The sequence below is a fragment of the Neorhizobium alkalisoli genome, from assembly GCF_007829835.1.
Lineage (GTDB): Bacteria > Pseudomonadota > Alphaproteobacteria > Rhizobiales > Rhizobiaceae > Neorhizobium.
The window spans coordinates 941,089-953,663 of sequence record NZ_VIWP01000001.1 but is presented as its reverse complement, the minus strand read 5'-3'; the positions used below and the strand labels follow the sequence as shown (position 1 = coordinate 953,663).

Annotated in this window: 9 protein-coding genes; 5 read left to right on the top strand and 4 right to left on the bottom strand. The window is 61.3% G+C overall.

Annotated elements, in window-relative coordinates:
* Positions 1 to 11: 11 nt before the first annotated feature.
* The 4 genes from FHW37_RS04220 to FHW37_RS04210 all read right to left on the bottom strand — a co-directional run bounded on the left by FHW37_RS04220 (position 12) and on the right by FHW37_RS04210 (position 5,787).
* Positions 12 to 896, bottom strand: coding sequence for a MurR/RpiR family transcriptional regulator (locus FHW37_RS04220; RefSeq protein WP_145632905.1), 885 nt, complete (start codon positions 894 to 896; stop codon positions 12 to 14).
* Positions 897 to 981: 85 nt separating this feature from the next.
* Positions 982 to 1,275, bottom strand: a complete 294-nt coding sequence (locus FHW37_RS34415) for a TonB-dependent receptor (protein ID WP_281407233.1) — start codon at positions 1,273 to 1,275, stop codon at positions 982 to 984.
* Positions 1,235 to 3,175, bottom strand: a complete 1,941-nt coding sequence (locus tag FHW37_RS04215; RefSeq protein ID WP_281407232.1) for a TonB-dependent siderophore receptor — start codon at positions 3,173 to 3,175, stop codon at positions 1,235 to 1,237. The genes FHW37_RS34415 and FHW37_RS04215 overlap by 41 nt, the downstream gene beginning before the upstream one ends.
* Positions 3,176 to 3,585: 410 nt before the next feature.
* A complete protein-coding gene (locus FHW37_RS04210; protein WP_145632903.1) occupies positions 3,586 to 5,787 on the bottom strand; it encodes a TonB-dependent siderophore receptor in 2,202 nt (733 codons plus the stop codon).
* A 339-nt stretch (positions 5,788 to 6,126) separates the two neighbouring features.
* Here FHW37_RS04210 and FHW37_RS04205 point away from each other — a divergent pair, with 339 nt between their 5' ends.
* The 5 genes from FHW37_RS04205 to FHW37_RS04185 are packed head-to-tail and all read left to right on the top strand — an operon-like array spanning position 6,127 to position 12,554.
* Positions 6,127 to 6,987 carry an ABC transporter ATP-binding protein gene (locus FHW37_RS04205; protein ID WP_145632900.1) on the top strand — a complete coding sequence of 287 codons (861 nt, stop codon included), beginning with the start codon at positions 6,127 to 6,129 and terminating at the stop codon, positions 6,985 to 6,987.
* The gene (locus tag FHW37_RS04200; RefSeq protein ID WP_145632897.1) at positions 6,984 to 8,021 is read left to right on the top strand and encodes a FecCD family ABC transporter permease; all 1,038 of its coding nucleotides are present in this window, start codon (positions 6,984 to 6,986) and stop codon (positions 8,019 to 8,021) included. The genes FHW37_RS04205 and FHW37_RS04200 overlap by 4 nt, the downstream gene beginning before the upstream one ends.
* Complete coding sequence (locus tag FHW37_RS04195) at positions 8,018 to 9,070, top strand: FecCD family ABC transporter permease (protein WP_145632894.1); 1,053 nt, start codon at positions 8,018 to 8,020, stop codon at positions 9,068 to 9,070. Before FHW37_RS04200 ends, FHW37_RS04195 begins: the two co-directional genes overlap by 4 nt.
* Before the next feature lie 35 nt (positions 9,071 to 9,105).
* Complete coding sequence (locus FHW37_RS04190; protein ID WP_145632891.1) at positions 9,106 to 10,074, top strand: ABC transporter substrate-binding protein; 969 nt, start codon at positions 9,106 to 9,108, stop codon at positions 10,072 to 10,074.
* Positions 10,071 to 12,554: a PepSY domain-containing protein gene (locus FHW37_RS04185; protein WP_145632888.1), complete on the top strand. Its 2,484-nt coding sequence runs from the start codon at positions 10,071 to 10,073 to the stop codon at positions 12,552 to 12,554. The genes FHW37_RS04190 and FHW37_RS04185 overlap by 4 nt, the downstream gene beginning before the upstream one ends.
* The last annotated feature ends 21 nt before the right edge of the window (positions 12,555 to 12,575 follow it).

Below are 12,575 nucleotides of genomic sequence, written 5' to 3'. Positions count from 1 at the left end.
GATGATCCCGGTCAGAATTTCCGGTTCTTCTTGCGGACCGACGTATAGAACTGGTTGAGGCGCTGCAGCGATTTTGTCGATCGCTCGGCATTGATCGTCGCAAGGCCGAGCACGATCGTTTCCAGATACATCATGATGGCGCCGTGAAGCGGAAACCGGTCCGTCTGGCCACGCGGCGCAAGGATGGTGACGCTTGCCCTGTCCTGAAAGGCCGGGGTCTTGACCGCGGTGAGGAGGATGATCGGCACATTCAGCCTGACGGCTTCGCTGACGGCAGTGGCACCTTCCCGGTGGGCGCTGCCCTGAACCATCATGATCATCACGTCGCCCTGGCTCATGGAAAGCAGCTGTTCACCGAGCCCGATACCGGTCCTGTTCAGCGCATAGGAGGGAAAACCGCTGCGATAGAGAAGGCGGGCCGCATAATCGGCAAGGATGCCGGACGCGCCGATCCCGAAGACGGCGATCCTGCCCGCGGTCGAAAGAAGGTTGATCGCCGCCATGATCGAGGCGCGGCCTTCCTCATTGGAAAGACAGTGGGCGGCTTCGAGATGGCTGTCCGACACATAGGAAATCGCGGCATTCAGATCCTCGTTCAGGTCCTTGGTCGTCGCCTCCATCTTTTCGGCCGAGGACAGCGAGCCGCCGATTGCAGTCCGCAGCTCAGACTTGAGGTCGCGCAGCCCCTCGAAACCGAGAGCCTGGACCGCGCGGATGACGGTCGCGTCCGACGTATTCGTTTCGGCGGCAATTTCCAGCGCGGACTGTGACAGGACGAGTTCGCGGTTTTCGCTGATGTAAAGCGCCACCGTCTTCAGCCCTGGCGACAGTTTCTGCATCCGGGTCGAAAGCCGCTCACCGAGGCGATCCAGCGGTCGTTTTGTCATTCGTTTCATGGCGGCTGTTTTCCGGTGGATGAAAAGGAGATGTCGCCCTGCATGGTGACAGGGCGACACGGATGTTTGTTCGGCTGGATTGCGGTCAGAAATCCATGCGCACGGAAAGCGTAGCCTCGAAGGGTTCGCCAATCTGGTTGCCCAGATTGGAAGCATAGATCGAGGATGTGTAGTAGGTCTTGTCGAAGATATTCTTCAGGTTGAGCTGGAAGGTGACCGGTCGTTCCGACTGGATCGTATAGGCAGCAAAGGCGTCGGCAACCGCATAACCGGGGAGGAAATATTCGTTGCTGTAGACGCCGGCCCGCTTGCTTTTGGCGCGAACGCCGCCGCCGACCTTAAGCGTGTTTTCGGTGCCGAAAAAACTCGCCGAAATCATAGGTGAGATAGAGCGACGCGGTGTGCTTGGCGACATTGACCGGCTGCTTGCCGGCATAGGTCGGGTCTTCGATGATCTTAGCATTGGTATAACCGTAGCTGGCGATAACGCTCCAGTTTTCGGTGAGCGCGCCGGCGAGATCGAGTTCGAAGCCTTGCGAGCGGACATGGCCGGCTGTGCGGGCATAGGTCACGCCATCGATGAACTCGTTATAGAGGACGTTTTCCTTGTCGATGTGGAAGAGCGCAGCCGTTGCCGTGATGCCATCGAACAGTTCGAACTTGGTGCCGATCTCGTAGGAAACGCCCTTTTCCGGCGGAAGCTCGCCAATATAGTCGGCGATGGAAGTCTGGGGCATGAAGGAGGTCGCGACATTGCCGTAGAAGGACCAGGTCGGCGTCGCCTTGTAGACGATGCCGGCGCGGGGCGTGACTTCGAACCCTTCGGCATCGGTGCCGACCACGAAGGGGCGGCCCTTGCCGGCATATTGGGTATAGTGCTGGAATGTCAGCCCGCCGACCAGGATCAGGTCATCGGTCAGGTAGAAGGAATCCTGCGCATAGGCCGTCAGCAGCTTCTGCTGGATCGTCTGGTCGCTGTCCTTGGCCACCACCGTCGTGCATTTCGGCAGCGTCCCGTAGACGGGATTGTAGATGTTGAAATCCTGCACATTGCCGCAACGGATCATGTCCGAGCGCAGGAGGTCGTAATCGCTATAGCTGGCACCGAGGAGAATCTCGTTGCGGTGTCCGGCGATCTCGACATCGCCGAGCGCGTCGAGCCGGAACGCATGCTGGAACTGCGTCGATCCATTGGTGGAATCCGCCCGGCGGGTCAGGTCGCCGGTCGCCGGATCATAGGACATGATACGCGCCTGATTGTCGGAATAGGCGTCGCGGCTGTAATTGTAGTCGAACCGCAGTTTCCAGTCGTCGCTGAGGTCATGCTCGACATTGAGGCTGACGAGATCCGAGGTACCGTCCGTGACGTTATAGGGTTCGGTGAACTGGATTTTCGGATCGGTCGTCACGGCATGGCCGGTCGTCAGGTCAAAAATCTGGCCGCGGTCGAAGGGAACGACATAGTCGCGGTGCGTATAGGAGAGGTTGACGGTCGTATCCTCGCCAAACCAGGCGATCGACGGCGACAACAGCCATTCCTTCGTCTTGCCGTAGTTTCTCCAGTAGTCGACATTCTGGTAGGAGCCGATCAGCCGGTAGGCAAAATCGGTGTCGCCGATCGGACCGGTGACGTCGAACTGCGTCGAGCCGCCGCCGAAGCTTGAGCCCGTTGCCGAGATAGAACCGCCAAATTTCTGCTGCGGGCGCTTGGTCAGCACGTTGATGACGCCGCCCGGTTCCTGAATGCCGTAAAGCGCGGACGAGGGGCCTTTCAGAACCTCGACGCGGTCGGTGGTCGCATTGAAGCTGCGCGGCAGAACCGTCCGCAGGCCATTGGTCAGAACCGAGCCGTCGCGATTGTCGCCAAAACCGCGCCGGATGAAGGAATCCTGCGTGCCGGCCAGCGTGTTCGTCTGATTGATATTGCTGACATTGTTCAGCACGTCATCGAGAGACCTGGCATTCTGGTCCTGGATGATCGCGTCGCTGACGACGTTGACCGCCTGGGGAATATCCAGAATGGGCATGTTGCCGCGCATCGCGGAACTGTTGTCGACCGGCTGGTAGCCTTTGGTTTCACCGTTTCCGGACGTGTTGAGAATGATCGGTGCAAGCGCCGTGTCGGAGGTTGCTTCCTGCGTCTGACTATCGTCCGTCCGTTTTGCGGTATCGGCCGCATCTTGCGCCGCTGCCAGCCCGGCGCCCGACGTCAGGCCGATGATGACGGCCGATGCCAAGATGCCGTAGCGCTCGGTGCGCCGGGTTTTCCCTGTCTGCATGAAGTGCCCCCTGGATGCGAAGAGAATGTAATGGAGGCAAATAGACAAACATGAATGTAGTAGTCAACTTTATGGATGACGATCGGAGGAAATCCTGTCGGCGCATCCGACGCGGCGAAGCGGGAATAAGAGCCCACACGCCGGATTTTCTGCCGATTTCGTAGCATTTACAATGCGGATGAACGAGGCCGGCTGGGAAAAATCGATATCGCCAGTTTGCGGAAAAAACTTTGGAGAAAATCTCTCAAGCTACTACATCGCGAGGCCATGTAGTCGAGAGAGGGCATTGATGCCTGCTTGGCAAGGTGCCTTTCAGAGGCAGAACCGTCAGCTCCCGGTCTCTGTCGCGGACAAAAAAATGCCGCAGCGGGAAGGCTGCGGCATCGTCATGCTTGATGATCGGGATCGGTTCAGAAGGACATCTTGACCGAAAGCGAAGCCTCGAACGGATTGCCGATCTGGTTTCCGAGATAGGCGCCGGCCGTATAGAGCGACGAGGTGTAATAGGTCTTGTTGAAGAGGTTTTTCAGGTTCAGCTGAACGGCGATCGGGCGTTCGGTCTGGATCGTGTAGGTGGCAAACGCATCGGCAGCGACATAGCCCGGCAGGTAATAGTCATTGCCGTAATTGCCCGGAGCCTTGCTGCGGCCACGAAGACCGCCGCCGATCTTCAACGTGTTGTCGGTGCCGAAGACCTCGCCGAAATCATAGGTGAGGTAAAGCGAGCCGGTGTGACGCGCGACATTGGCGAGGTTGTTGCCCTGATACTGGGCATCCTCGACAACCTCGTTGTTATTATAGCTGTAGCTGGCGATCATGCTCAGATTGTCTGTGAGCGCGCCGGCAATGTCGAATTCGAAGCCCTGCGACATGACCTTGCCGGAGGTGTTGGAAATGCTGGTCGTGGTCCCGTCGGCATTGTTGATCGTCTCGTTGTAGAGAACGTTGCGCTTGTCGATATGATAGAAGGCGGTCGTTGCCGTCAGTCCGCCGAGCAGTTCGAACTTGGCGCCGACTTCGTAGGACTTTCCGGTTTCCGGCGGCAGTTCACCGATCACATCGGCAATCGACGATTGCGGCATGAAGGAGCTTGCATAGGTCGCGTAAAGCGAAACGTCCGGCGTGACCTTGTAGACGATGCCGGCGCGCGGCGTGACTTCGAAGCCTTCGGCATCGGTCGCGACGATGAAGGGGCGGCCCTTGCCGGCATACTGATCATAGTGCTGCAGCGTCAGGCCGCCGATCAGGATCCATTGGTCGTTGAGATGCACCGCATCCTGCACATAGGCCGTCAGCGATTTCTGCTGGATCGTCTGGTCGCTGTCCTTGGCGGCGACGGTCGTGCATTTCGGCAGCGTGCCATAGACGGGATTGTAGATATTGAAGCCGCCGACGGCCGAGCAACGGATCATGTCCGAGCGCAGCAGGTCGTAATCCGTGTAATTGGCGCCGATCAGCAGATCGTTGCGGAAGCCGGCAATATCGACGTCCCCCTGCAGATCCATGCGCACGGCATGCTGCTTCTGGGTGGAATCATTGGTCGAGTCGGCTCTGCGGGTCAGATTGCCGGTCGCCGGGTCGTAGGACATGATCCGGGCCTGGTTATCCGAATAGACGTCCTGGCTGTAATTGTAGTCGAACCGGACCTTCCAGTCGTCGGAAAGGTCGTGTTCGACATTGACGCTGAAGAGATCGGAGCGGCCGTCGGTGATGTTGTAGCGTTCGGTGAACTGCGTCTTCGGGTCGGTGGTTACAGGCTTGCCCGTGGTCTCGTCAAAGATCTGGCCGCGGTCGAAGGGAAGCAGATAGTCGCGGTGCGTATAGGCCACGTTGACCTTCGTGTCCTCTCCCGTCCAGGACAGCGAGGGCGCGATCAGCCACTGCTTGGTCTTGCCGTAATTGCGCCAGTAATCGACATCCTCGTAGGATCCGATCAGGCGGTAGGCGAAATCGGTGCCCTCGATCGGACCCGTAACATCAAGCTGTGTCGAGCCGCCGCCGAAGCTGGAGCCCGTCGCGGTGATGGAGCCGCCGAATTTTTCCTGCGGCTTCTTGGTGATGACGTTGATGACACCGCCCGGTTCCTGAATGCCGTAAAGGGCCGAGGACGGGCCTTTCAGCACTTCCACCCGGTCGGTCGTGGCGTTGACGCTGCGCGGCAGCACGGTTCTGAGGCCGTCGGTCAGCACCGAACCGTCGATCTTTTCGCCAAAACCGCGGCGCATCACGGCATCCTGTGTGCCGCCGAGCGTATTGGCCTGGTTGATGCTGCTGACATTGTTCAGCACGTCGTCCAGCGTCTTGGCCGCCTGGTCCTCGATGACCTTGTCGCTGACGATGTTGACGGCCTGCGGGATGTCGAGAAGCGGCAGGTTGCTGCGGGTGGCCGAGCTGTTGGAAACCGGCTGGTATCCGGTCGTGTCGCTGTCGCCGCTGCCGGACAGGATGATCGGCGCAAGCGTGGTGTCGGACGCGCCTGTTTCGGTGGCGGTTTGGTTCGCGTTTGTGGTGGCTGTCTGGGCCTGTGCCGTTGCGGCAGTCGCCAATCCGGCAAGAACGACCGTGGCAAACAGGCTCGACGTTCCGAGCAGGCGGCGTTTGATAACACTCATAAATCACATCCCCCGATGCACTGATAATGTAGCGGGGCAATAATCAAACATGAATGTAGTAGTAAACTTAGCGCCGGTGACCGTGAAATTCGGGGTGTGAAAATTGCAACCATGGCAATAGGCAGACCGCGCGAAGACGGCACAATTCGCCCGGATATGCTGCAAAATTGTTGCAGGCTTGCCGCAGCGGAGGGTTTTCAACAGGGGTGGGTGCGGTGCGACAAAAAGGAAGAGGTATGGAAAACTTGACTACTACATTCAATAAAATGATGTAACGGAAACATGCCGCCGCTGACCGGCGGGTTTTGATACCGAACTATCTGCAAAGGTCACTTGGCCATGACGCCCTTAGATATTCATGGCCCGGACATTGAAGGCGGTGCGGACGTGACGCCGGCGGCAACCGGCGCCCTTTCCATCGAAGGCGTCAGCGCAGGTTATGGCGCCAAGGCCGTGTTGGACAATATCTGCGCCTCGATCCCGCGCGGAGAGATGCTGGCGCTTGTCGGCCCCAACGGCTCGGGCAAATCGACATTGCTGTCCACGATCGCGCGGCTGCTGACGCCGACTGCCGGGCAGGTCTGCCTCGATGGCAAATCGGTTCACCGCCTGCCGACACGGGAACTGGCGCGGCGGCTCGGCATCCTGCCGCAAAATCCGGTCGTTCCGGAAGGCATGCGCGTTTTCGATCTCGTCGCCCGCGGCCGCTTTCCGCATCAGGGCCTTTTCAAGCAATGGAGCGCTGCGGACGAGGCCGCCGTCGAAACCGCCATGCGGATGACCGACACGCTGCAATTTGCCGACCGGCAGGTGGACGATCTTTCCGGCGGCCAGCGGCAAAGGTGCTGGATCGCCATGGCGATCGCGCAGGAGACGGAAACCATCCTGCTCGACGAGCCGACGGCCTTTCTCGACATGCGTTATCAGGTGGAGATTCTCGATCTTCTGCATCATCTGACGCGCGAACATGGGCGCACCGTCGTGGTCGTGCTGCATGATCTCAACTGCGCGATCACCTATGCCGACCGGATCCTGTTCCTGAAGGAAGGGCGTCTGGCATCCGATGTGCTGGCGCCCTCCGACTGTACGCCGGCCCTGATTTCCGATGTCTTCGATGTCGAGGTTCTTGTCGCCGAGCATCCGCAGACCGGGCGGCCATTCGTCATGCCGGTCAGCCGCCGGATGGGACGGTGCGAATGACGGCCGCATCGATCCGCCACAAGCAACCCGGCCTGTCTGCCTCTGGGCGGGCCTCTCTCGCCTTCGTCTGCACCTCGTCGCTCCTCGTCGCGCTGGCAATCCTGCATATCGGCATCGGTGCCCGGTTTATCGGACCACAGACGGTCGTCTCCGCGCTCCTTTCCTATGATCCGACCAATTTCGCCCACAAGATCGTCGTCGATCTGCGCCTGCTGCGGTTGCTGAGCGGCATTGTCGTCGGTGCCGCGCTGGGTTCGGCCGGCGCGCTGTTGCAATCCGTTGCCCGCAATCCGCTGGGAGAGCCGCATATTCTCGGCCTCAACGCAGGCGCGGCACTGGCGGTGGTTCTCGCGACGGCGCTCGGCGGCACATGGCTTGCCGGTCCGCTCGGCCGGCCGCTGGTCGCGTCGATCGGTGCCGCCACCGTCTTCTGCCTGGTGATCGCCATGGCATCTGCCGGTCGCAGCGGCCTGACGCCGATCAAGGCAACCCTGTGCGGCATCGCCTTTTCCGCCTTCGCCTCATCCCTCACTGCAGCCGTCCTCATTCTCGACGAGCAGACATTGATGGATCTGAGGATCTGGCTTGCCGGCGATCTCGCCGGCCTGACCTATCCGGCGTTTGGCTATGCCGCCGGAGCCGTGGCGCTGGGCATGGGCGCCTCGCTTCTGTTGGCACCCTATCTCAACGTTCTCGCCATGGGCGACAAGGTTGCGGCCGGCCTCGGTGTAAGGGTGGTCTTGGTGCGGACCGGCGGCCTGATCTGCGCCGCGCTGTTATCGGGCGCCGCCGTTTCGCTGGCTGGCCCTGTCGGCTTTATCGGTCTGGTCGTTCCGCACATCCTGCGGCCGATCGTCGGCAATGACATGCGTATCCTCCTGCCGCTTTCTGCCATCGGCGGCGCAGCTCTCCTTCTGGCGGCCGATATCGCTGCCCGGATGATCGTGGCGCCGCAGGAACTGGCGACCGGCGTGATGACCGCCATCGCCGGCGCACCGGTCTTCATCTATCTGGCAAGCCGGAGCCTGCGATGAGCGATCTCCTGCGCAACAGCGGCTATCGCGCCGTCTCGCTCGCCGGCATCTCTTTCCTGGCTCGGCCGCGCATCGTGCTCGCATGCCTGGGGCTCGCCGTCATCGTGCTTCTCGTCGGGCTGGCATCGTTGCCGGCCGGCAGTTTCGATCTGCCGCTGCCGGATCTGCTCCACACCATCCTGCGGCCGCAAGAGGCGAGTTCAGAACACCGTTACATCGTCTGGGATATCCGCCTGCCGCGCATCCTGATCGCCATTCTCAGCGGTGCGATGCTCGGCCTGTCGGGCGCCGCCATGCAATCCATCACCCGCAACGGTCTTGCCGATCCGGGCCTGATCGGCGTGAAGGAGGGAACGGCCGTGATGGTTCTCTCCCTCATCATCTTCCTGCCGCAGAGCGCGGTTCTGTGGCGACCCGTTGCGGGAATGATGGGCGGATTGCTGGTCGCGGTCCTCGTCGTGACGCTTGCCCGCGACATGTCGAAGGTCCGTTTCATCCTGATCGGCATCGGCGTTTCGTGGTTTTTTTCGGCAGCGCTGGCCATCTTCATGACGACCGCGAACATTCGCGACGTGCAGACCGCCATGGTCTGGCTCGCCGGCAGCCTGCATGCGGCGACCTGGCCGCTGGTCATTGTCGCCTTCGTCTGGCTGATCGTCGGCGGCGCATTGCTCTACCTCACCGCGCGCGCCGCCGATGTGGCGCTTCTCGGCAATGGCACGGCGATCGGTCTCGGGGTTCGCCTGCAGGCCATTTCCTTCCTGCGGTTTGCCGGCCCGGTGCTGCTGACGGCGGCGAGCGTGTCCTGCGTCGGCAGCCTTGGTTTCGTCGGGCTCATAGCGCCGCATATCGGCCGCTTCCTGATCGGCGGCAACCAGACGGCGCTGCTGACCTCAAGTGCCCTGACCGGTGCCGCGCTGGTCCTGATCGCCGATACGATCGGCCGGCTGGCTTTCGCGCCGCTACAGATCCCGGCCGGCATCGTCATGTCGGTTCTCGGCGTGCCGTTTTTCCTCCTGCTCCTGTGGCGAAGGAGGGACCGGCTCTGATGTTTCCAAAACCCTGCAAGAGAAAGAGAAGAACCATGAATCTGTCCCGGTTCAGGCTCGCCGCTGCCGCCCTGATGCTCGTTTCCGGCCTTGGAACGGCCGGAGCCCAGGAGATGCGCAGTTTCACCGACGATCTTGGCCGCGTGGTGCAGGTTCCCACCCAGCCCAAGCGCATCGTCTCGCTGCACGATCTCGACATCACCATTCCGCTGATCGAGCTCGGTGCACCGCCCGTCGCAAGTCATGGCCGCACGGCACTCGACGGCCATCATTTCCTGCGGTCGAGCGCGCTTCTGACGGGTGTCGATTTCGACAATTCCGATATCAAGTTCATCGGCACGGCCAATATCGACCTCGAGGCGCTGGTGGCCGCCAAGCCCGACCTGATCATTACCGAGCCGTCGCGCGACACGCCGATCGAGCAGCTGGAAAAGATCGCGCCGACCGTCAGCATCGACCATCTCATCGGCAGCGCCCCGCGCATCTATGGCAGGCTCGCCGATCTTACCGGCACGCAGGCGCGGCTTGCGGTGCTGGAGCGGCGTTACAAGGAACAGATCGATCAGCTGAAACATGTCGTTGATACCGGCACGATCACGGTTTCGGTCATCCAGGCCAACAAGGGCAAGGTGACCGTGCACCACACCTATCGCACGCTCGGCCGGGTGCTGCGGGATGCCGGCTTCAAGTTCCCCGAACTCATCGACAGCATTCCGGAGGGCGAACGCATCGATGTCAGCGCCGAGCGCCTGCCCGATCTCGATGCCGATTTCATCTTCGATACCTATCGCTCCGACGGCGGCGGCAAGCCTGCGGAAGAGATCGCCGACATGGAAAAGGTTCTGCCCGGTTATTGCCAGTTCCTGAAGGCGTGCCGCGAAGGTCGCTACATTCTTCTCTCGCGTGAAGAGACGATCACCAATTCTTTCGGTGCGCTCAGCCTGATGGTCTCGGCCGTGCAGTCGCATATCAGCGGTCGGCCGCTGCCTGCTGCAAAGCCATGAGCGACCACGTGGAAGATCACCCTGCAACGGCGATGGGCGCCCGATCGGGCCGCATATGGCGCGCATCACGCCCATGGCGGATCTCGCCGCGCAGGGTGATCTTCCGGCTGCATTGGCTGCTCGGCATCAGCCTCGGCCTGGTTCTTGCCTTCATGGGGATGACCGGCGCCATGATGGGTTTCGAGGACGAAATCATGGAAGCGCTGAGCCCGCAGGCGCGGGTTGCCGTTTCCGCCGATGCGCCGCTTTCCGCCGATGCACTTCTGGCGATCGTGCGCGCGCGGCTGCCGCAGGACAGGATCACGGCACTGCAGGTGGAGAGCGATCCGACCCGCGCCTATACGATCACCGTTCTTCGCCGGCCCGCCGATGGCGGGCGAAATCCGCGCATCTTCGTCAATCCCTATAGCGGCGAACTTCTGGGCGAGGCGACAGGGGCGGATTTCTTCGGCAGGGTCAGAAGCCTGCATCGTTATCTGACCGCCTCCGGCGCCAGCAACGATATCGGCCGCCACATCACCGGTGCCGCGGCCTTCGCTGTCGTGTTCTTTGCGATGTCCGGCCTCTATCTGCGCTGGCCAAGCCGGCCGCTCGACTGGCGTTCGTGGTTCAGGCTCGATTTCACCCTCCGCGGCCGGGCGCTGTTTCGCAGCCTGCACAGCGTCATCGGCAGCTGGCTGGCAATGTTTTATGTCATCAGCGCGCTGTCCGGCCTGTGGTGGTCCTATGACTGGTATCGCGGCGCGGTGACGTGGATCCTTTCCTCCGAAAGCGAGACCGCAAAGCCGAGAAAACCAAGACCCGCCAGCGCTGAAGCACCGGACACGGAGGCGAAAAAGCCGGAGCCGGTCTCGCTGGAGGCGGCTCTTGCCGTGGTGCGCAGCCAGTATAGCGATCGGCTGGCCAATGTAATCTTCACCGTGCCCCAGCCGGGAAAACCGGTGCGGGCGAGGGTTCTGACGACGAGCGCGCCCAATGACCGGGCCCTCGACGACCTGCAGATCGACCCGAAGGCGGGCAAGATCGTCAAGAGCACACTCCATGCCGACCTGAAGGCCGGTGAATGGATCATGGCGAATATGGACCCGATCCATACCGGCATCGCCTTTGGTCCGGTCTGGCGGGTGATGGTCGTGATTGCAGCACTCGGCTTGCCATTTTTCGCCGTGACCGGGATTTTGCTCTATGCCGATCGGCGCCGGAAGGCGAAGTCGGTTGCCGCTACCCTTCCCGGAAGGACCACGGTCATGGGCGCGGCGGGCCCTCTGATCGTGTACGCCTCGCAGACAGGATCTGCCGAGCAATTGGCACGACGTGCGGTCGAGGATTTCAGGGCGGCAGGAATCGATGCGCGGCTGGCGTCTATCGATGAGATCGATATCGAACAGCTTGGCAGGGAAAGGCAGGTTCTTTTCATCGCCAGCACCTATGGCGACGGACATGCTCCGGACAGTGCCCGCCGGTTCGAAAGCCGCGTCATGGCGGCAGCAACGAGATTTCCCGACCTTGAATATGGCGTTCTGGCCCTGGGCGACCGCCGCCATGGGGATTTCTGCGCTTTCGGCAGGCGACTGGACGCGTGGCTGCACAGAAGCGGTGCCAAGCGCCTGTTCGATCGCATCGATGTCGATGCGCATGATCAGGGCGCGCTGTCATCGTGGCAGGGCCATATCCGGGCGCTGGGTGCCGTGATTGGCGCCGATGAAACGATGCGGCAGGATTTTCAGCGGTTTCGACTGATCGAACGTAGCCATCTCAATACCGGCAGCATTGGCCTGCCGGTATTTCGGGTCCGCCTGAGATCCGAAGGCGATTTGGCCACGTGGCAGGCAGGTGACATAGCCGAAATCGTGCCGGCCGCGGATCATTCGGAAAACGCGCCGATCCGTGAATATTCCATCGCCTCGATCGCGGAAGATGGCAGTCTGGACCTCGTCGTGCGTCAGGTTCGCGGGCCGGATGGCAGGCTCGGCCTCTGTTCGGGCTGGCTGACGGAAGGTCTTGCCATTGGTGGAACGTCATTGCTCCGCATCCGCCGCAACGCCAATTTCCACGCTCCCGCCCTCGATCGCCCGATGATCCTGATCGGCAACGGTACGGGTATTGCAGGTCTGCATGCGCATCTGCGTTACCGAGCCGTCCGCGGATCGGCAGAAAACTGGCTGTTCTTCGGGGAGCGCAACCGCGCCGCCGATATCCTGCTCGAGGACGATTTGCAGAAACTGCTGGCGAGTGGCGCGCTTGCGCGCATCACCACGGCGTTCTCGCGCGACCAGCAGGAGCGGATCTATGTGCAGCACCGTCTGCACGAGGAAGCCGGGGAACTGTGTCGCTGGGTCGATCGCGGTGCTGCGATCTATGTCTGCGGCAGCAGCGACACGATGGCGCCGGCCGTTGATGCGGCGCTTCACGCCGTGCTCGGCGAAGACCGGATGGCGGCGCTCGCAGCGCAGGGCCTCTACCGGCGGGACATTTACTGAATTTTGAAACAGGAGATTTTC